This is a genomic window from Mycobacteriales bacterium, assembly GCA_035533475.1.
GTDB lineage: Bacteria > Actinomycetota > Actinomycetes > DATLTS01 > DATLTS01 > DATLTS01.
This window is the reverse complement of the sequence record DATLTS010000064.1, coordinates 47,536-66,302: the sequence shown is the minus strand read 5'-3', so window position 1 is coordinate 66,302 and position 18,767 is coordinate 47,536. Positions and strand designations below refer to the sequence as shown.

The window sequence follows — 18,767 nt, the reverse complement described above, 5'->3', positions numbered from 1 at the left end:
GCAGAACCGGGGCTGCCTCCGGGGTCGCCTCCAGCCGGGCAAGCGCGTCGTAAGCGGTCGCTCTAGGTATCTTCAGAGCGTGACGCCCAAGGAGATCGTCGTCGACGAGCGCGGCCGGACCAGCTTGGCTCGGGTACGCAGGCGCGACTTCGAGCGCTACGTCGCGGAGGAGTTCCCCGACGGCACGCTCGTGCTGACCCCCGCCGTAACGGTTACCGCCCTCGAGATGGCTGCCTTGCGTGATCCCAAGGTCCGGGCCGCGGTCAAAGTCGCTAAGGGCGGCGACTGCACGTCGCTGCGAGCACGGCGTACTTTCCGCTAATTAGGGAATGCTCCCGGCGGGTCGGATCCAGTCCATGTTCTGTCCGGTGATTTCTCGGATGTGGTCGAAGTCGCCATCGTAGTGGAGCAAGGTGACTCGGTGCCGCTCGGCAACGGCGGCGATCAGCAGATCCGGCAGGCTCACAGCCCGCAGGAGGCCGACGCCGGCGAGTGCTGCCTGCACCTGCTGGGCACGGTCCCAGTCGGCTTGCTCGGCTTCGAGACGCTCTAATCCGGCCCGTTCAGAGAGTACCTGTTGGTACTCGGATGCGGTCCGGGTGCTGAACAGGATTTCAAGATCGATGAGTGTGCACGTTGCCACCAGGCCTAGCTCCATGAGCGGCGCAAGACGCTCGTAGACGGCGGGCCGGTGAAGTCGGGCGTAGGCGCTCTTATCCGCGAGATAGTCGGCTACTGCCACGCTCGCTCCATGACCTTCTTTCTGCGAAGGTCAGGCAGACCGTCGGATCGGAAGCGCTTCAAGTGCTGGCGGCGGGCAGCGAGCGCTGTTGCCGACTCGAGGGCGACGTTCACCGTATCCTTGAGGGTGCGCGTGCCTATTGCTTCGCGGGCTGCATCGAGTACCGCATCGTCAATGTCCACAAGTCGTTTGGTCACGCCAAGAGTATATCCCGAGGGCGTCCGTAGAGATATACCCGGGCCCTCCGAGCGACGGCCGATTTGGTAACCGGCTGCGTCAGAAAACTTCTAGCGGCGGACAGGGCAGCGCACTGGCGAACCCGCAACTCCTGCCGCTTTGGGGCTACCTTGACACTTCAGAGGTACCACTGAAGAATAGGGAACCGTGAGCAGCATGCCGATGGCCACCTTCATCCGCGACTACGCCACCGTTCTTGACGACGTGGAGTCCAGCGATGACGCGCTCGTGCTGGAGAGGCGCGCGGGCCGGGCGTCGTTCGTCCTCGCGCCGTTGCGGCGCGTGGAAGGTGACCGGCACGCGGTAGCTGCGGTGGCGCACGTGCTGCGCCACGCGCTGTCGAGCGGCAAGGATGTCGAGAAGGTGATCACCGCGGGCCTGGTCGACGAATTTCCCTGGTCGGTGTTCTTGCCTGCCATGGAGCGAAAGGCCTTCGAGCGAGAAGTGCTTGATGTGTTGCGGGCCTGCGCCACCGTGGGGCGGTTCACCGCGTTCGAGAATCTCATCGACGCCTGGCAAGCCAGCGCTGAACTGTGGTCTGACCCCGAGCTGGCGAGGCGGCTCGCCCGGCCGGTAGACGTGCCGTATGGCGGGGATGTGCTCGAGCCAGAGGGCGCCTGAGACTTGCCCAAGCGTCTGGACGACGTCGCTCCTCCGCTCGAGGCCGGTGAGTGGCGCGTCCAGTTCGGCACGAGCGAAGCTGCCGCGGACTGGCCGCAGTTGTGCTCCCAGTACCCGGGGACGACCCGAGAAGCCTGGGATCGGATGCACAGGCATCCCCTGGAAAGGACCTCGACGCAGAAGCCGCTGGCTGGTGCGCTCGGCATGCGTCGAGTCGGCGGCCAGGAACTCCCGCAGTGGCAGATCGACATCAGCTCCGGGGCCCGCGTCCCGTACTGCGTCGACGCTGAGCGCAAAAAGGTGTGGCTGATGAATGCCAGCGCCGGTCATCCCGGTGCCACGTTGGCGAAGGGTAAGCGCAGCTCTCCCAACCGCTGACGGGCTGGCCGGCCGCCCCGGAAGGCGCGGATCAGGGTCCACTCTTCCGGGGTGACGGCCCGGTCGTCATCCTGGGCCTGACGTTTCGGGGGGTCCGCAACCGCGGACACGGGGTTGATGTCGATCCAGCCGTTCTGCCGGGCACCGAGGACATGGAGCAGCGCATACTTGGCGGCGCGAGCGTTCTTCCCGCCCGCGCGGGCGGCTTCGCCAGTACCGTCTCCAAGGTGAACTGCTTGCGGGTGACCGGGCTGACGTGCTCGCAGGTCGGCAGGTAGTGCTCATGCACGAGGCCGGCGAAGGTCATCCGGCTGGCGCGGGGATCGCGGCACCTCGCCCGGGTCAGCTTGTCCTGCTCGGTCCGCGCCGCCTCGAACGCCTCGCCCCGGGTCCGGTGGCCCGGCAGCGAGCGGCGCTGCCCGTCGGGCATGGTGTAGCGGCCGATGGGGTAGGCGCCGCGTGCGCCGACGCGCCGCTCGGCGCTGACCCCGCGAACGTGGGAGCGGGGTCCGCCGGGCGGTCCTGCCATGGCGGAATCTCCCCGCAGAAGGATCTTGCCGGGACGGTAGCTACCGTTCCTTGGTTCGCCGATTGGCAGATCCTTGCCGAGAATGCCCGACAAACGTCTCACCCAGCCTCCACTGCCCGGCCGCCACACATGCCCCTGACCTGTACGAACAGTGTTTTTCACTGCAGTTGGGTGGCCTGAAATGGACAAGCGGATCTTCGGACTGGAGAACGAGTACGGCGTCACCTGCACGTTCCGCGGGCAGCGCCGGCTCTCTCCCGACGAGGTGGCCCGCTACCTGTTCCGGCGGGTCGTGTCCTGGGGGCGGAGCAGCAACGTCTTCCTCCGCAACGGGGCCCGGCTCTACCTCGACGTGGGGTCGCACCCGGAGTACGCGACCCCGGAGTGCGACAGCATCGTCGACCTCGTCGTGCACGACAAGGCGGGGGAGCGGATCCTCGAGGGCTTGCTGGTCGACGCCGAACGCCGCCTGCGTGAGGAGGGGATCGCGGGTGACATCTACCTGTTCAAGAACAACACCGACTCCGCGGGGAACTCCTACGGTTGCCACGAGAACTATCTGGTCGGACGCAGTGGCGAGTTCAGCCGGCTCGCCGACGTGCTCATCCCGTTCCTGGTCACCCGGCAGATCATCTGCGGCGCCGGCAAGGTGCTACAGACCCCGCGGGGGGCCGTCTACTGCGTGAGTCAACGCGCGGAGCACATCTGGGAAGGCGTCTCGAGCGCGACCACCCGGTCCCGACCGATCATCAACACCCGGGACGAACCGCATGCGGACGCCGAGCGGTTCCGCCGGCTGCACGTCATCGTCGGCGACTCGAACATGAACGAGGCAACCGCGCTGCTCAAGATCGGCACAACCGATCTCGTCCTGCGGATGATCGAGGCGAACGTCGTCATGCGCGACCTCACCTTGGAGAACTCCATCCGCGCGATCCGCGAGGTCAGCCATGACATGACCGGTCGCCGCCGGGTGAAGTTGGCCAACGGACGCGAGGCGAGCGCGCTGGAGATCCAGCACGAATACCATGCGCGGGCCCGGGATTTCGTCACCCGACGCGGCTCCGACCCGGTCGCCGAGCGGGTGCTGGAACTGTGGGAACGGACGCTGAACGCGGTCGAAACCGGCAACCTCGACCTGGTCGCGCGCGAGATCGACTGGGTCACGAAGTTCCAACTCATCGAGCGCTACCGGGCCAAGCACGGGTTGGCGATGGGCCATCCCCGGGTCGCCCAGCTGGACCTGGCCTACCACGACGTCGACCGGGACCGCGGTCTGTACTACCTGCTCGAGCGGCGCGGCGCGGTCGCCCGGGTGGCGACCGACCTCGCGATCTTCGAGGCGAAGTCCGTGCCGCCGCAGACCACCCGAGCCCGGCTGCGCGGCGATTTCATCAAGCGTGCGCAGGAGCGGCGCCGGGACTTCACCGTCGACTGGGTGCACCTGAAGCTGAACGATCAGGCCCAGCGCACCGTCTTGTGCAAGGACCCGTTCCGGGCCGTCGACGAGCGGGTCGAGAAATTGATCGCCAGCATGTAGCCGGCGCTCTTTCCCTTTAACGAGTGGCTTTCCTACGCAGCGTGGTACACCACGAGAGACGCGGCCACGTACTGGCAGATGTAGGCCAAGACCGTGCAACTGTGGAAGATCTCGTGGAACCCGAACCAGCGCGGCCACGGGTCCGGGCGCTTGAGCCCGTACACGACCCCGCCCAGCGTGTAGAGCGCGCCGCCGACCGCGATCAGCGTGAATGCCGGGACGCCGGCGCCGTGGAGGAGCTGCGGGAAGAAGAAGGCGGCCGCCCAGCCGAGACCGAGGTAGAGCAGGGTGTAGAGCCATCGGGGGGCGCCGACCCAGAGCACCCGGAACGCGGCGCCGAGCAGCGCGCCGGTCCAAACCCCCGAGAGCACCGCCACCCTGGTGGTGCCACGCAGCGCGAGGACGGCGAAGGGCGTGTAGCTGCCGGCGATGATGAGGAATATGTTCGCGTGGTCGAAGCGCTTGAAGGCGGCCAGGACCCGCGGTGACCAGTTGCCCCGGTGGTACAGCGCGCTGGTGACGAACAGCAGCACCGATGTGACGGCGTAGGCGAGGGCGGCGAATGTTGCCGGCCCGGCGGGCGCGAGGACGACGAGCACGATCCCCGCGGCCAGCGCCAGCGGGGACGTGGCCAGGTGCAACCAGCCGCGCAGCCGGGGTTTCGCGACCGCGAGCGCCTTCCCCACAACCGAGCTCACCCACCTATCTAAGCCCCCGGCCCCGGGTCCGGCTAGCCTGCCCTGTCATGTCGGCGCGTAAGACCGAGCGGCTGCTCAACCTGGTGATCGCGCTGCTGGCGACCCGCCGGCCGATGACCGCTGCCGACGTCCGCCGGGCGGTGCCCGGCTACGGCGAGGAAGACGTGGCCTTCCACCGAACTTTCGAGCGGGACAAGGAGGAGTTGCGCGAGCTGGGGATCCCGCTGGAGACGGTCAGCTCGGACGAGGACCCCGGCTACCGGATCGCCCGGCGGGACTACGAGCTGCCCGAGGTCGCGCTCGAACCGGACGAGGCCGCCGCTGCCGGGCTGGCCGCGCGGGTCTGGGCGCAGGCCGCCCTCGGCGAGGCGGCCGCGTGGGCGATGCGCAAGCTGACCGCCGGCGGGGCGCCGATCGACGTGGCGTTGCCGCGCGGGCTCCAACCGCGGGTCGAGGCCGCCGAGCCGGCCTTCCCGGCGGTGTCGGAGGCGGTGCGGACCGGCCGGCCGATCCGGTTCCGCTACCGGGGCTCGGCCGACGAGGAGCCGGTGGGGCGCCGGTTGGAGCCATGGGGGGTGGTGTCCTGGCGGGGTCGCTGGTACGTGGCGGGCCAGGATCTCGACCGCGGGGCCGGCCGGGTCTTCCGGCTGTCCCGGATCGTCGGCGCCGTGGCGGCCGGCCCGGCCGGGACGGTTCGGATCCCGCCGGGGGTGGACGTCACCGCGATGGTCAGCGCACGTGGGGTGGCCGAGCCCACCGGGACCGCCCGGATGCGGATCCGCTCCGGCCGGGCGGGGGACATCCGGCGGCTCGCGACCGCCGTGTCGACGGGACCGGACGGTTGGGACAGCGTCGAGGTGGGTTTCGCCGACGTCGAGCGACTCGCCGGCCAACTGGCCGGCTACGCCGCCGACGTGGTCGCCCTCGAACCACCCGAGTTGCGGGCGGCAGTCGTCGAGCGGCTGCGGACGGCGGCGGGCCCGTGACCACATCGGCCGAACGGCTGCCCCGGCTGCTCGCTCTCGTCCCGTGGTTGCTCGCGCATCCCGACACCCCGGTGGGCGATGTGGCCCGCGAGTTCGCAGTCAGCGAGAAGCAGGTGCGTGCCGACCTGGACCTGATCTTCGTTTGCGGCCTGCCCGGGCACAGCCCGGGTGACCTGATGACCGTCGAGTACTCCGCCGACCGGGTCACGCTCTCCAACGCGGACACGTTGGCCCGGCCGTTGCGGCTGTCCGCCGAGGAGGCGCTGGCACTCATCGTCGCGCTGCGCACCATGGTCGACGTCCCACGGCTCGGTGATGCGGTGACCCGGGCGCTGGCGAAGCTGGAGACGGCGGTCGGTGACGCGGCGGACGCCGCGGGTCGCCTCGCCATCGTCGTCGACAACGAGCCCCCCGTCCTCGACGCGCTCTCGGCTGCGCTCGCGGCCGAGCGGCGGGTCCACCTGTCCTACTACGTGCCCGGACGCGACGAGATCACCGAACGGGACGTGGACCCGATGCGGGTGACCTGGGCCGGTGGTCGCCCGTACCTCGAGGGCTACTGCCGCAACGCCGAGGCGGTCCGGCTGTTCCGCTTGGACCGCGTGCACGGACTGACCGTCCTCGAGGTGGCCGCGGAGGTGCCCGCCGAGGCGTCGTCGCGCGACCTCGACGAGGGGCTCTACCAACCGGCTCCCGGTGACCTGGCGGTCGAGCTGGAGCTGGATCCGCCGGCCCGTTGGGTCGCCGACTACTACCCGTGCGACGCGATCGAGGAGCGAGAAGGTGGGGGCCTCGCCATCCGGCTACGAACCGCCGAACCGGGCTGGGTGATCCGGCTGGTGCTCGGGCTGGGGCCGACCGCCCGGATCACCGCCCCGGCCGAAGTGGCGCAGCGGCTGCGGGCGGAGGCGGCGGCCGCGCTCGAGCTCTACGGCGCCGCGCCGTGACGCCCGGCGATATGTCCGGGTCAAGGATCTGGCGCGGTCTGCCGAAGCCATGAACATCCCGCCGGATGCGGGGGCGCGAAGGGACCCGGCCGTGACCACTATCAAAGCCTCCTGCCCCACCTGCGGCGAGGTCGAGCTCACCAGCGCCGACATCACGCTGCGGGTGTGCAGCAGCGCGCCGCTGTCCTTCTACTGCTTCCAGTGCCCGGCCTGCCAGGACGAGGTCAAGAAGCCGGCCGACGACCACATCGTGCAGCTGCTCATGTCCGGTGGGGTTCGCGCTCAGGTCTGGGAAGTCCCCGCCGAGGCGCTCGAGCCCAAGTGCGGCCCGGTGCTCGGCTACGACGACCTGCTCGACTTCGTCCTACAGCTCGGCGCCGACGACCGCCTGGCCGCGCTGGTCACGCCGGCGGGCCGCCGCTGAACCGTGGCGCTAGCGTGGCCCCGTGCCGTGGATCGCGATCGACATCGGGCTCGCTGTTGCCGGGCTTGCCGTGCTCGGCGGGCTCGCCGTCCGGCTCTACCGCCAGGTCCGCGTCCTCGCCGGTGAGGTGGCCTCGGCCGCCGACCGGCTCGGCGCCGAACTGACCGACCTGCCGGAACGGCTTCCCCCGGAGGTCATCGATACCCACGCCCGGCCGGGGCGCGGCGTATCCTCGGGGGGGCGAGTCCACCCCGAAGGGATGTCCTGATGGTTCGCGACCTGTTCGAAGGTTGGCACCTGATCATCCTTCTGGTCGTCGTGCTGCTTCTGTTCGGATCGCGTCGGCTGCCCGAGGGCGCCCGGGCGCTCGGTCGCTCGTTGCGAATCTTCAAGTCCGAGGTCAAGGGGCTCACCGACGACGACGCGGAGCCCGCCCCCCCGCAGCAACTGGCGGCCAGCCCGCCCGCGCCGCCGGCAGTCCCGCCGGCACCGGCCGCCCCGGTGGAGGCGCCCCCGATGAGCGGCGCACCGAGCTCCCCGTAGCCCCGGGCCCGGATGCGCACCGCGCCCCGCCGGCCGCGGGATCCCGAGGGCCGGATGACCCTCGTCGAGCATCTTCAGGAGCTCCGCGCCCGGCTGGTGAAGTCGGCGATCGCGTTCGCCGCCGTCGCCGTCGCTGGGTTCGTGTACTTCCGGCCGATCCTGCGCTGGTTGGAGCGGCCGTTCTGTGCCACGAAGCAGTCCCACGTCATCGGGGGGCACTGCACGCTGGTCATCACCAGCCCGGTGGGCAGCTTCAGCGTCGCCCTGCACGTGGCACTCATCGTCGGCGCGCTCGGCTCGGCGCCGATCTGGCTTTGGCAGCTCTGGGCATTCATCACACCGGGGCTGCACCGCAACGAGCGGCGCTGGGCGGTCGGCTTCGTCGGTAGCTCGCTCGTGCTGTTCGCCGGTGGCGCGGCGTTCGCCTACCTGGTCGCCGGTCGGGCGCTCGCGCTGCTGCTCGGCTTCGGCGGTGACGTCGTGACCCCGCTGGTGAACATCGACCGCTACCTGTCCTTCATCTCCACCCTGGTGCTCGCCTTCGGGGCGGCCTTCGAGCTGCCCCTTGTCATCGTCATCCTCAACCTGGCCGGTCTGGTGTCCGCGCGCCGGCTCTCCAGTTGGCGGCGGATGGAGATCTTCCTGGTCACCGCTTTCGCCGCGGTCGTCGTGCCGAGCCCGGACCCGCTCACCATGCTCGGCCTCGCCGTTCCGATGGCACTGCTCTACGAGCTGGCCGTCGTCATCGCCCGGGTGCACGACCGAGGCAAGGCCCGGACGGCGGCCGCGCACCCGTATGCCGGTCTCGGCGATGATGAGACCTCGCCACTGCGAATGGGGGAGGTCTAGTGCAGCCGAGCTGGGCCCGGGACGTCTGGCGGGTGCTCGAGCCGTATCACACGGTGTGCTACTTCGCCCCCGAACCGGCCGCGCAGCTCAAGGCGCTCGGCCTCAAGGGCTTCTGGATGGGCTACTTCGCCGCCCGAGCGGCGCCGTTCGGGGCGGCCGGGCCGGAGCTGGTCACCGCCACCTTCTTCGGGTTCCACCCGGCGATGGTCCGCCGGGCGCTGCCGGACGCCTGGGGGTACGCCGATCCGCAGGCCACCCTCGACGCGCGGCTGGCCGGGGTGGACGCCGCGCTGCGCCGACTGCTCGGCGACCTGGTCGACGACCCGTCCCTGGACGAGGCCGCCGACCTGGCGGCCCGGGCCGCTCACAGCGCCGCCCCGGCCGGCCGGCCGCTCTACGCCGCCACCAGCGCCCTGCCGTGGCCCGAGCCGGCGCACCTGCGGCTCTGGCACGCGGCCGGCCTGCTCCGCGAGTACCGCGGCGACGGCCACATCGCCGCGCTCACCGCGGCCGGTGTGGACGGCGCCGCGGCGCACGTGCTGCTCGTTGCGGCCGGGTTGGCCCCGCGGGAGCTGCTCCAGTCGGTCCGTGGCTGGGACGACGACGACTGGGCGGCGGCCACCGCGCGGATGGTCGAGCGTGGATGGCTCGGGCCGGACGGCGGCTTCACCGAGTCGGGGCGACTGGCCCGCGAGCGGATCGAGCAGATCACCGACGAGTGCGCGCTGCCCCCGCTGGAAGTCCTCGGCGACGCCGGGACGCAACGCCTGATCGAGCTGGCGACCCCGGCGACGGCGAGGATCGTCGACGACGGCGGCTTCCTGGTGCCTAACCCGATCGGCCTGACCAGGTGACGAGGACGGTGGCCCTGCTGGTCAATCCGACCGCGGGGAAGGGGCGCGCCCAACGGTTGTCGGGCATTGTCGTTGAAGAGCTGACGAAGGCCGGGCTTTCGGTCACGGTGCTTGTCGGGGCCAACGCCGAGGAGGCGCTGGCGCTCGGGCATTCAGCGGTCCGGGACGGCGCGGACGCGCTCGTCGCGCTCGGTGGCGACGGCATGGTCCACCTCGCCCTTCAGGCCGTGGCCGGTACCGCGACACCACTCGGGATCATCCCGGCAGGTACCGGCAACGATCTCGCCAACAGCCTGGGGCTTCCGGCGCATGCGCCGGCGGCGGCCGCGGCCGTCGTCGCCGACCGGTTGCTCCGGGCGGACGGGTCGCCCGGTCGGGCGATCGACGCGGTTCGTGGCGCCGGGAAGTGGTTCGGGTGCGTCCTGGGGGCCGGGTTCGATTCGAGGGTCAACGACCGGGCGAACCGGATGTCCTGGCCGCGTGGGCGGATGCGCTACAACCTGGCGATCCTCGCCGAGCTTCGCGTTTTCCGCCCGCTGCCGTTCCGGATAACCCTCGACGGCGAGTTGCTCGAGACCGAAGCTATGCTTGTCGCGGTCGGCAACGCGCAGTCCTACGGCGCCGGGATGAGGGTCCTGCCCGATGCCGTGCTCGACGACGGCTTGCTCGACGTGTGCATCCTCGGCCCGGTCTCGAAGCCGGAGTTCCTGCGCACTTTTCCCAAGGTTTACAAGGGCACCCACGTCCGGCACCCGGCAGTCACCATCCGCCGGGCGCGCACCGTGACGCTCGAGGCGCCGGACGTCACCGCCTACGCCGACGGCGAGTTCTTCGCCGACCTCCCGCTGTCCTGCGAGTGCGTGCCGGCTGCGGTCCGGGTGCTCGTCTGAGCACCCGCCGCTCCGCCTCCCTCGGGGAATTCGCAGCGAGTTTCCCCTTCCCGCTGGACCCTTTCCAGCAGCGGGCCTGCGCGGCGCTCGACGCCGGGCACAGCGTGCTCGTCGCGGCTCCGACCGGTGCGGGCAAGACCGTGGTCGGCGAGTACGCCACCCATCTCGCCCTCGCCACCGGCCGCAAGTGCTTCTACACCACGCCGATCAAGGCACTGTCCAACCAGAAGTACTCCGACCTGGCCGCCCGCCACGGCCCCGCCCGGGTCGGCCTGCTCACCGGCGACACCTCGCTCAATTCCGAGGCGCCGGTGGTCGTCATGACGACGGAAGTCCTCCGGAACATGATCTACGCCGGGTCGGACACGTTGCGCGGCCTCGGTTACGTCGTCCTCGACGAGGTCCACTACCTCGCCGACCGGTTCCGCGGCGCCGTCTGGGAGGAGGTCATCATCCACCTGTCGACGAGCGTGCAACTCGTCGCGCTGTCCGCGACGGTGAGCAACGCCGAGGAGTTCGCCGACTGGCTGGTCACGGTGCGCGGCGATACCGCGGTGGTCGTCGACGAACACCGGCCGGTCCCGCTGTGGCAGTCGATGCTGGTCGGCCGCCGCCGGCTCGACCTGTTCGCCGACGACGCGCAGACCGAGATCCATCCCGATCTGGTCCGGCTGGTCCGGGAGGAGGAGCGCCGGGCCGAATCCGCCGACCCGCGGCGCCGTCACCGGTACTGGCGCCCACCGAGCCGGCCCGATGTCATCGAACGGCTCGACGCGGAAGGGTTGCTTCCGGCGATCACGTTCATCTTCAGCCGGGTGGGCTGCGACGCGGCGGTCAGCCAGTGTCTGCGGGCGGGGCTGCGGTTGGTAGGCGCCGACGAGCGGACGACGATCCGCCGGATCGTCGAGGAACGCACCGCCGACCTGTCGGCGGAGGACCTTCCGGTCCTCGGCTACGGGGAATGGCTGGACGGGCTGGAACGGGGGATCGCCGCGCACCACGCCGGGCTGCTCCCGACCTTCAAGCAGGTCGTGGAGGAGCTGTTCGCCGCCGGCCTGGTCCGGGCGGTCTTCGCCACCGAGACGTTGTCCCTCGGGATCAACATGCCGGCGCGCAGCGTCGTGCTCGAACGCCTGACCAAGTGGAACGGCGAGGCCCATGCCGAGATCACCCCGGGGGAGTACACCCAGCTCACCGGTCGAGCCGGGCGCCGGGGGATCGACGTCGAGGGCCACGCGGTCGTGCTCTGGTCACCGGGGGTCGATCCCCGGCAGGTCGCCGGGCTCGCCTCGACCCGGACCTACCCGCTGCGCTCGTCGTTCCGGCCCTCCTACAACATGGCGGTCAACCTGGTCGGCACCGTCGGCCGGGCCCGGGCCCGGGAGCTGCTCGAGTCCTCGTTCGCCCAGTTCCAGGCCGACCGGGCGGTCGTCGGCCTCGCCCGGCAGCTCGCGGCCAACTCCGATGCCCTGCGCCGGCTCGGCGAGGCGGTTCACTGCGAGCTCGGCGACGCACCCGGATACGCCGAGCTGCGCCACCGGATCGGTGAGCTCGAGCGCCGGTCGGCCCGGGCGGGCGCCTCGGCGCGACCGGCCGCCGCCGAGGCCACCTTGGAGCGGCTCCGGGTCGGGGACGTGATCCGGATGTCGTCGGGCCGCCGGGCTGGCCTCGCGGTCGTCGTCGAGACCGGCCCGCCGACCGTGCTGACCCTCGACCGGCGGGTCCGCCGGCTCAGCGTCGTCGACGTCACCGATGCGCTGGAACCGCTGGGCCGGCTGCGTTTCCCGCGTGGCTTCAACCTCCGCTCACCGGCCTCCCGGCGGGATCTCGCGTCGTCGCTGCGCAGCGCCGGCTTCGCCGAGCCGCACCGAGCCCGCCGGTCCGCGGCCGAAGACGACCCCGAGGTCGACCGCCTGCGCGCCGGGCTGCGCGCCCATCCGGTGCACCGCTGCCCGGGTCGGGAGGATCACGTCCGGGCGGCCGAGCGGCACCGGCGGTTGCGCACGGACACCGACAGGCTCGCCGCCCGGGTGGAATCCCGGACGAACACCATCGCCCGCACTTTCGACCGGGTGTGCGCGCTGCTCGACGAGCTCGGCTACCTGTCCGGGGACAGCGTGACGCCCGCCGGGCGCATGCTGGCCCGGATCTATGCCGAGTGCGATCTGCTGGTCGCCGAATGCCTGCGCCGCGGGCTGTGGGACTCGCTGGGGGCGGCCGAGCTGGCGGCGGTCGCGTCCACGTTGGTGTACGAGGCGCGTCGGGACGACGCACCGCCACCGCGGCTACCGGGGGGACCGGTCCGCGACACCCTGGCCGTCATGGCCCGGGTCCACGTCGAGCTGGCCGAGGCGGAGGCGTCGCACCAGCTGGCCTTCCTCCGCGAGCCGGACGCCGGGTTCGCCTGGCCGGCCTACCGCTGGGCGTCCGGGAGCTCCCTCGATGAGGTGCTGGGCGACGCCGCCCTGGCCGCCGGCGATTTCGTGCGGTGGACCAAGCAGACGATCGACCTGGTCGACCAGGTGCGCGACGCCGCGCCGGAGGGCCCGGTCTCCGCGACGGCCCGCCAGGGTGTCGACGCCCTTCGCCGGGGGGTCGTGGCCTACTCCTCGGTGGGCTGAACGTCAGTCTTCGCGGTGGCCGAGGAAGCGGTAGACGTGGACCGCCAGGTAACCGGCGACCGCAACCGCGAGGATCGGCATGACGACGTGGCGGAGCACGGCGAGCGCCACATAGGACGTCACGTAGATCCCGCCGGCGACAATCACGAACACCGCGAACGAGGGCGCCAGCCGGCGGCGCAGCCGACCTTTCTCCCGGCGTTGCACCGTGGACATCCGCTCACCCCTTCCACCTTGGAGCGTAGCCCGGTTCAGGCGGCCGCGTCCGCGGCCAACCCGAGCACGCCCCGCTCGGCCCGGACCGCGGCCGCGTAGCTCGCCACCTGCGCCGCGGCCCAGGCGGCGTCCCGGCCGATCTCGCCGGCCAGGATGCCGGCCGCCTCCGCGGCCGCCGGCAGGGCCGCGTCCCGGGCCCGCAGCGAGAGCCGCATCCGCCGGCTGAAGACGTCGTCCAGCGTCGCCGCCCCCTCCTCCCGAGCCGCGTAGAGGACCTCGGCGAAGATGTGGTCGGCCGCCGGCGAGACCGGCCGGGCTCGGGGACGGCCGGCGGCTTCGTCGCCGGCCACCAGGGACAGGACGTCGGCCGCGGCCTCGCCCTGCTGCCGGACGAGCAGCTTGCCGACCGCCTCGGACAGGCCGAGCGAGCGGGCGGCCTCCACGATCTCGTCCCGGAACGGCTCGAACGGCCGGGACAGTCCGAGCGGGATCTCCTCGGTCCGGCATCGGGCCCGGCGGCCGTCGGCGTGGACCAGCCGGTCGACGACGTCCCGGGCCATTCGCCGGTAGGTGGTGAGCTTCCCGCCGGTGATCGTGAGCAGGCCGGTTCCCGGATCGAGCAGAGTGTGCCGGCGGGACAGGTCGCCCATCGCGTCGCTGCCGTCGCCGCGCAGCAGCGGGCGCACCCCCGCCCAGGCGCCGACGACGTCGTCCGGAGCGAGCCCCCGGTCGAACACCGCGTTGCCGGCGGCGAGCACGTACTCGACGTCGGCTTCGGTGAGCCCGAGCCCGTCGAGCGGGCCGTCGTAGGCGGTGTCGGTCGTGCCGAGGATCGTCTGATGGCCCCAGGCGATCGCGAACATGGAGCGGGCGTCCCCCTGCCGGCTGGGGAGCAGGACGCTGGCCGCGTCGAGCGGAAGCCGGTCCCGCGGCACCACGAGATGCACGCCCTTGCTCGGCTGGACCATCGGCGCCCGACCCGGCTCGGCCATCCCGAGCAGCCGGTCCACCCAGACCCCCGTGGCGTTCACGACGTAGCGGGCCCGGATCTCGCACCGCTCGCCGGAGAGCCGGTCGGTGAGTTGGGCACCGACGATCCGCTCCCCGTCGAAGAGCAGGCCGGTCACCTCCGCGTAGGTGAGGACGATCGCCCCGAACCGGCGGGCCTGGCGGGTGACGGCGAGCACCAGCCGCGCGTCGTCGGTCGCGCAGTCGCCGTACAGGTAGGCGTACGCGCAGCCGCTGCGCTCGAGTGCCGGTGCGAGCTCGATCGCCTGCTCGGCGGTGATCCGGTCGTGCCGGCGGACGTTGCGCACCCCGGCGAACACGTCGTAGGTCGTCATCCCGATGCCGAGCAGCCGGCGGCGGGCGGTGTCCGGCCAGACCGGGTAGACGAAGTCCATCGGGCGGACCAGGTGCGGGGCGAGCCGCTGGAGCAGCTGCCGCTCGGTGACGCCCTCGTGGACCAGGCCGAACTCGTAGTTCTCCAGGTAGCGCAGGCCGCCGTGGATGAGCTTGCTCGACTTGCTGCTGGTGCCGCTCGCCAGGTCACCCATATCGACCGCGGCGACGGTGAAGCCGCGGCTGGCCGCGTCCAGCGCCACGCCGGCCCCGGTGGCGCCGAGCCCGACCACGAGAACGTCGAGGACGCCCCCGGTGGCGTCGGCCAGGTCCGCGGCCCGGTGGGCGACCGAGAACGCCCTAGTGCTCACGGATCAGATCGTGCCACGCACCGCCGGTGCTCGCGGCCAATCCGCCCGCGAGCCGGGTCAGCGGCCCGGCCAGCCCGTGCCGCTCGGCGAGCGCGAGGAGGGTGCCCGGATCGGCGGGGGCGCTCGGCACCCGGTCCTCCAGCGCGGGCACCGGGGCATCGGTGGCGACCCGCACGACCACTTCGGCCCGGTCGAGGTAGTCGGCGGCATCGACGAGGCGCCGGCGCGCGCCGGCCGGGAACCCCTCGTCGCCACCGGCCGCGGCGGCCGCCCGGGCGGCCGCGAGCGAGCCGAACCGGCTGACGATCGCGGCCGCGGTCTTCTCGCCGACCCCCGCCACGCCGGGGAGCCCGTCGGAGGGGTCGCCGCGCAGCGTGGCGAAGTCGGCGTAGGCCCGGCCGGGGATCCCGTAGCGCCGGGTGATCTCCGCCTCGTCGACGACGACGATCCCGCCCCTGCCGGTGTAGCGGACGAGGATCGGGACGTCGTCGCGGACCAGCTGGAACAGGTCCCGGTCGCCGGTGACGACGTCCACCGGGCCGCCGGCCCGCACGGCGAGGGTGGCGATGACGTCGTCGGCCTCGTAGCCCGGCACCCCCGGGCTGGCGATGCCGACGGCGCCGAGCACGGCGAGCAGCACTTCCACCTGCGGGCCGAGCTCCGCGGGGACCAACTCGGCTCCGTCCGGGCCGACCCGGTGGGCCTTGTACCCCGGGATCGCCGCCACCCGGAACGCCGGCCGCCAGTCGGCGTCCATGCAGGCCGCCAGCCGGGCCGGCCGATGCTCGCGGAGCAGTCGCGCCAGCGCGTCGAGGAAGCCGCGGACCGCCCCGATCGGGCTGCCGTCCGGGGCGCTGCCCGGGACCGCGTGGAAGGCCCGGAAGTACATCGACGCCGCGTCGAGGAGCATGAGCTGGCCCGGCACGCGGCCACCCTCCCACGCCGGGCGGCGGCTAGCCTTCCCCCGTGCCCGCGACCCGCCAGCTGCCGTCCCCGGAAGCCGAGGATCTGCTCGCGCTGACCCGGGAGCTGGCCGGGGATCTGCTCGCCCCCCGCGTCGAGGCGGGGGAGGCGGCCGGCGAGTTCCCGCGCGAGGTATTCGACCAGCTCGGTAAGGCCGGGCTGCTCGGGCTGCCCTATCCGGAGGAGTACGGCGGGGGGGCGCAGCCGTACGAGGTGTACCTCCAGGTCCTCGAGGAACTGGCCGGGGGGTGGCTCGCGGTCGGTCTGGGCGTCAGCGTCCAGACCCTGTCCGCGTTCCCGCTGGCGACCTACGGAACCGACGAGCAGCGGCGGGCCTGGCTGCCGGCGCTGCTGTCCGGGGAGGCGATCGGGGCGTACTGCCTGTCCGAGCCGGGCTCCGGCTCCGACGCGGCCGCGCTCACCACCCGGGCCACGCTCGACGGGGACACCTACCGGGTCAACGGGACGAAGGCCTGGGTCACCCACGGGGGCGTCGCCGACGTCTACAACCTGATGGTCCGTACCTCCGATGACGGTCCGCGCGGGATCTCCACCCTGCTCGCGCCCGCCGACACCCCCGGGCTGGCCCCCCAGCCGCCGGAACGCAAGATGGGGATGAAGGCCAGCCCGACCACGCAGATCGTGCTCACCGACGCGCAGGTGCCCGCCGATCGCCGGCTCGGCGCCGAAGGCATCGGTTTCCGGATCGCGCTGTCCGCCCTGGACAGCGGCCGGCTCGGGATCGCGGCCTGCGCCACCGGACTCGCCCAGGCCGCCCTCGACTACGCGGTGGGCTACGCCGCCGACCGGCGGCAGTTCGGCCAGCCGATCCTCGACTTCCAGGGCGTCGGGTTCCTCCTCGCCGACATGGCCGCCGGGATCGAGGCGGCCCGGGCGCTCTACCTGTCCGCAGCCCGGCGCCGGGACGCCGGGCTGCCCTTCTCCACGCAGGCCGCGATGGCCAAGCTGGTGGCCACCGACACCGCGATGCGGGTCACCACCGACGCGGTGCAGGTGCTCGGCGGCTACGGCTACACCGCTGACTTCCCGGTCGAGCGCTACATGCGCGAGGCGAAGGTGCTCCAGATCGTGGAGGGCACCAACCAGGTGCAGCGGCTGGTCATCGCCCGGTCCCTGGCGAAGCGGGACTGAGCTCAAGTCCGGCGCCGGGCCAGCCGATGCCCCGACTGTCCCCGACAACCGTCGGGGATGGACGGGACACGGTGATCCGAGCGGCCCCCACCGGCTCCGCAGAGCGCTGCGGAGCACGGAGAAACACGGTCGCCTAGGCAGCTCGGGGAGTGAGTGGCGAGACCGACCGGTCCGGAATGCGGGCTTTCCCGCTGAACGGACAGGAGTACTCATGCGCACGGTCCTGTGCAGGACGGCGGGACGCGCCGCGCTCATCCTCGCACTCGCGGGGGTGGTGGGCAGCGTGGCGAGTCCCGCCGTTTCTGCAAACGCCGAAGGGCGCCAGCACGTGGCGTCCTCGGCCGCCCGGCACCACGCTCGTCACGCTCGCGGCGGTTCGGTCCAGATCGGTACCGCCGTGGCGTACGTCCGGGAGCCGGACGGATCCGTTCGGGAGATCCGCTAGCCGGGTCCCCCGGACCCTCAGGCCGTCGCCGGCTGGTTCCCCCGACCGGTTCCCGTCCGGCGGCGGCCTGACCCGTCCGGCGCCGCGGCTACAGTCGCGCCGTGGAGGACACCGATCGACAGATCGTCCGGGCCCTGCTCCGGGACGGCCGGATGAGCTACACCGACCTCGCCCGGACCAGCGGACTGTCGGTCTCCGCCGTGCACCAGCGGGTCCGCCGGCTCGAAGAGCGCGGCATCCTCCGCGGTTACGCCGCGCGGATCGATCCGAGCGCGGCCGGCCTGCCACTCACCGCCTTCGTCTCGATCAAGCCGATCGACCCGGCCGCCCCGGACGACGCGCCGGACCGGCTGGCCCACCTCGACCCGATCGAAGCCTGCCACTCCGTGGCGGGGGAGGAGAGCTACATCCTCAAGGTCCGGGTGCCCGGGCCGGCTGAGCTCGAGGCCGTGCTCCAGCAGATCCGGGCCGCGGCGAACGTGTCGACGCGCACGACCGTGGTGCTGAGCACCGCGTACGAGGACCGGCCGCCGGCCCTGTGAGGGCCCGGCCGTCCGCCCGGCGCGACACGCCGACGATCTGCCGGATTTGCCCGGCTCTGCCCTACTGCGAAAGGCTGTCGCGGTCCCGCCGGCCGAAGGCCCCCAGACGATGCGAAGGACCTCTCCGTGCGCCGCCTCCTGACGATGCTCGCCGCCATGCCCCTCATCTGCGGGGCACTGGCTGTCACCCCGGCCTGGGCCGGGACCGCCGACGCGAGCTATCTGCTCGCCCAGACCGATGCCTTGCGGGCCGCGAACGGCCTGCCCGGCTACGCCGAGGTCGCCGACCTCGATGCGGTCGCCGCCGGGCAGGCCGACGCGATGGCGGCCAGCTCCACGCTGTATCACAACCCGCAGCTGGCGAGCGCGGTCTGCTGCTGGTCCTGGCTGGGGGAGAACGTCGGGTACGGCTTCAGCGCCGCCGTCGTCGAGGCCGCGCTGGTGGCCTCCCCGCCGCACCTGGCGAACCTGCTGTCGGTGCACTTCGACCAGATCGGGATCGGGACGGCGCGCAGCGCGGACGGCACGCTCTACATCGACGAGGTCTTCCGCCAGGTCGCTTCGTCCGGATCGGCCCCGCTGGTCCGGGCCGCACCGCCGGTGGCGTCCCGGAGCACCGGCCGGGCCCCGCTGGTCACCTACGCCGCGCCGGCCCGCACCGCGGTGGCCCCCCGGACCCGGGCCGCGGTCCTGCCGAGCCGGCAGCTGCTCGCCATGCGGCTGCGGGCCCGGCTGGACTGGGTCCGCGCGGTTGCCCTGCGGCGGCCGCGCGACCCGATCGCGGCCGGGCAGAACTTCTGGTGGTCGCTCAACCGGCTCGCCGGCTGAAGCCCCGGCCCGGGCCCCGGCCGCATCGACGCCCCGACGCACCAGCCCGG

23 protein-coding genes are annotated in these 18,767 nt (G+C 72.3%); 17 read left to right on the top strand and 6 right to left on the bottom strand.

Annotated features, from left to right (window positions below):
• The coding region (locus VNG13_15450; protein ID HVA61911.1) for a hypothetical protein at positions 1-322 on the top strand (322 nt) is incomplete at its 5' end.
• Here VNG13_15450 and VNG13_15445 read toward each other — a convergent pair.
• Positions 323-742 carry a PIN domain nuclease gene (locus tag VNG13_15445; GenBank protein ID HVA61910.1) on the bottom strand — a complete coding sequence of 140 codons (420 nt, stop codon included), beginning with the start codon at positions 740-742 and terminating at the stop codon, positions 323-325. It abuts the gene before it with no gap.
• Positions 733-939, bottom strand: a complete 207-nt coding sequence (locus tag VNG13_15440) for a DUF2191 domain-containing protein (GenBank protein ID HVA61909.1) — start codon at positions 937-939, stop codon at positions 733-735. The genes VNG13_15445 and VNG13_15440 overlap by 10 nt, the downstream gene beginning before the upstream one ends.
• Positions 940-1,126: 187 nt before the next feature.
• Here VNG13_15440 and VNG13_15435 point away from each other — a divergent pair, with 187 nt between their 5' ends.
• The 3 genes from VNG13_15435 (at position 1,127) to pafA (ending at position 4,047) form a co-directional block, all read left to right on the top strand.
• Positions 1,127-1,600, top strand: a complete 474-nt coding sequence (locus VNG13_15435; GenBank protein HVA61908.1) for a hypothetical protein — start codon at positions 1,127-1,129, stop codon at positions 1,598-1,600.
• A gap of 3 nt (positions 1,601-1,603) precedes the next feature.
• Positions 1,604-1,978: a hypothetical protein gene (locus VNG13_15430; GenBank protein ID HVA61907.1), complete on the top strand. Its 375-nt coding sequence runs from the start codon at positions 1,604-1,606 to the stop codon at positions 1,976-1,978.
• Between the two features lie 710 nt (positions 1,979-2,688).
• Positions 2,689-4,047 (top strand): Pup--protein ligase, encoded by a 1,359-nt coding sequence (gene pafA, locus VNG13_15425; GenBank protein HVA61906.1) that lies wholly within the window; start codon positions 2,689-2,691, stop codon positions 4,045-4,047.
• 32 nt (positions 4,048-4,079) lie between these two features.
• On the opposite strand, the gene VNG13_15420 is transcribed toward pafA, so the two are convergent.
• Positions 4,080-4,745 (bottom strand): hemolysin III family protein, encoded by a 666-nt coding sequence (locus tag VNG13_15420; GenBank protein HVA61905.1) that lies wholly within the window; start codon positions 4,743-4,745, stop codon positions 4,080-4,082.
• A 47-nt stretch (positions 4,746-4,792) separates the two neighbouring features.
• Between VNG13_15420 and VNG13_15415 the strand changes: the two genes are divergently transcribed.
• The 9 genes from VNG13_15415 (at position 4,793) to VNG13_15375 (ending at position 12,859) form a co-directional block, all read left to right on the top strand.
• The gene (locus tag VNG13_15415) at positions 4,793-5,731 is read left to right on the top strand and encodes a WYL domain-containing protein (protein ID HVA61904.1); all 939 of its coding nucleotides are present in this window, start codon (positions 4,793-4,795) and stop codon (positions 5,729-5,731) included.
• Positions 5,728-6,678: a WYL domain-containing protein gene (locus VNG13_15410; GenBank protein HVA61903.1), complete on the top strand. Its 951-nt coding sequence runs from the start codon at positions 5,728-5,730 to the stop codon at positions 6,676-6,678. Before VNG13_15415 ends, VNG13_15410 begins: the two co-directional genes overlap by 4 nt.
• Before the next feature lie 91 nt (positions 6,679-6,769).
• Positions 6,770-7,102 (top strand): hypothetical protein, encoded by a 333-nt coding sequence (locus VNG13_15405; GenBank protein HVA61902.1) that lies wholly within the window; start codon positions 6,770-6,772, stop codon positions 7,100-7,102.
• 22 nt (positions 7,103-7,124) lie between these two features.
• Positions 7,125-7,370, top strand: coding sequence for a hypothetical protein (locus VNG13_15400; GenBank protein ID HVA61901.1), 246 nt, complete (start codon positions 7,125-7,127; stop codon positions 7,368-7,370).
• Positions 7,370-7,645 (top strand): Sec-independent protein translocase subunit TatA, encoded by a 276-nt coding sequence (tatA, locus tag VNG13_15395; GenBank protein HVA61900.1) that lies wholly within the window; start codon positions 7,370-7,372, stop codon positions 7,643-7,645. The genes VNG13_15400 and tatA overlap by 1 nt, the downstream gene beginning before the upstream one ends.
• A 54-nt stretch (positions 7,646-7,699) precedes the next feature.
• On the top strand, positions 7,700-8,494 hold the full coding sequence (gene tatC, locus VNG13_15390) for a twin-arginine translocase subunit TatC (protein ID HVA61899.1): 795 nt from the start codon (positions 7,700-7,702) through the stop codon (positions 8,492-8,494).
• Entirely contained in the window at positions 8,494-9,348 is an 855-nt protein-coding gene (locus tag VNG13_15385; protein HVA61898.1) for a hypothetical protein, read from the top strand. The genes tatC and VNG13_15385 overlap by 1 nt, the downstream gene beginning before the upstream one ends.
• Positions 9,345-10,238, top strand: a complete 894-nt coding sequence (locus VNG13_15380; protein HVA61897.1) for a diacylglycerol kinase — start codon at positions 9,345-9,347, stop codon at positions 10,236-10,238. Before VNG13_15385 ends, VNG13_15380 begins: the two co-directional genes overlap by 4 nt.
• Complete coding sequence (locus VNG13_15375; protein ID HVA61896.1) at positions 10,235-12,859, top strand: DEAD/DEAH box helicase; 2,625 nt, start codon at positions 10,235-10,237, stop codon at positions 12,857-12,859. The genes VNG13_15380 and VNG13_15375 overlap by 4 nt, the downstream gene beginning before the upstream one ends.
• A 3-nt stretch (positions 12,860-12,862) precedes the next feature.
• On the opposite strand, the gene VNG13_15370 is transcribed toward VNG13_15375, so the two are convergent.
• Genes VNG13_15370 through VNG13_15360 form a run of 3 tightly spaced genes read right to left on the bottom strand, consistent with a single transcriptional unit; the run spans position 12,863 to position 15,697 of the window.
• Complete coding sequence (locus tag VNG13_15370; GenBank protein HVA61895.1) at positions 12,863-13,075, bottom strand: hypothetical protein; 213 nt, start codon at positions 13,073-13,075, stop codon at positions 12,863-12,865.
• Between the two features lie 35 nt (positions 13,076-13,110).
• Entirely contained in the window at positions 13,111-14,787 is a 1,677-nt protein-coding gene (locus VNG13_15365; protein ID HVA61894.1) for a glycerol-3-phosphate dehydrogenase/oxidase, read from the bottom strand.
• On the bottom strand, positions 14,777-15,697 hold the full coding sequence (locus VNG13_15360) for a 5'-3' exonuclease (protein HVA61893.1): 921 nt from the start codon (positions 15,695-15,697) through the stop codon (positions 14,777-14,779). The genes VNG13_15365 and VNG13_15360 overlap by 11 nt, the downstream gene beginning before the upstream one ends.
• 56 nt (positions 15,698-15,753) lie before the next feature.
• Between VNG13_15360 and VNG13_15355 the strand changes: the two genes are divergently transcribed.
• From VNG13_15355 to VNG13_15340, 4 genes are all read left to right on the top strand, one after another.
• Positions 15,754-16,902, top strand: a complete 1,149-nt coding sequence (locus tag VNG13_15355; protein HVA61892.1) for an acyl-CoA dehydrogenase family protein — start codon at positions 15,754-15,756, stop codon at positions 16,900-16,902.
• A gap of 211 nt (positions 16,903-17,113) precedes the next feature.
• The gene (locus VNG13_15350) at positions 17,114-17,347 is read left to right on the top strand and encodes a hypothetical protein (protein HVA61891.1); all 234 of its coding nucleotides are present in this window, start codon (positions 17,114-17,116) and stop codon (positions 17,345-17,347) included.
• 101 nt (positions 17,348-17,448) lie between these two features.
• Entirely contained in the window at positions 17,449-17,889 is a 441-nt protein-coding gene (locus VNG13_15345) for a winged helix-turn-helix transcriptional regulator (protein HVA61890.1), read from the top strand.
• Positions 17,890-18,015: 126 nt separating this feature from the next.
• Positions 18,016-18,717, top strand: a complete 702-nt coding sequence (locus tag VNG13_15340; protein HVA61889.1) for a hypothetical protein — start codon at positions 18,016-18,018, stop codon at positions 18,715-18,717.
• Positions 18,718-18,767 lie beyond the last annotated feature (50 nt).

Coding starts and splice junctions, on each gene's coding strand:
- VNG13_15350 (HVA61891.1), top strand. CDS start 17,114: ATGCGCACGGTCCTGTGCAGGACGGCGGGACGCGCCGCGCTCATCCTC.
- pafA (HVA61906.1), top strand. CDS start 2,689: ATGGACAAGCGGATCTTCGGACTGGAGAACGAGTACGGCGTCACCTGC.
- VNG13_15370 (HVA61895.1), bottom strand. CDS start 13,075: ATGTCCACGGTGCAACGCCGGGAGAAAGGTCGGCTGCGCCGCCGGCTG.
- VNG13_15360 (HVA61893.1), bottom strand. CDS start 15,697: ATGCTCCTCGACGCGGCGTCGATGTACTTCCGGGCCTTCCACGCGGTC.
- VNG13_15415 (HVA61904.1), top strand. CDS start 4,793: ATGTCGGCGCGTAAGACCGAGCGGCTGCTCAACCTGGTGATCGCGCTG.
- tatC (HVA61899.1), top strand. CDS start 7,700: ATGACCCTCGTCGAGCATCTTCAGGAGCTCCGCGCCCGGCTGGTGAAG.
- tatA (HVA61900.1), top strand. CDS start 7,370: ATGGTTCGCGACCTGTTCGAAGGTTGGCACCTGATCATCCTTCTGGTC.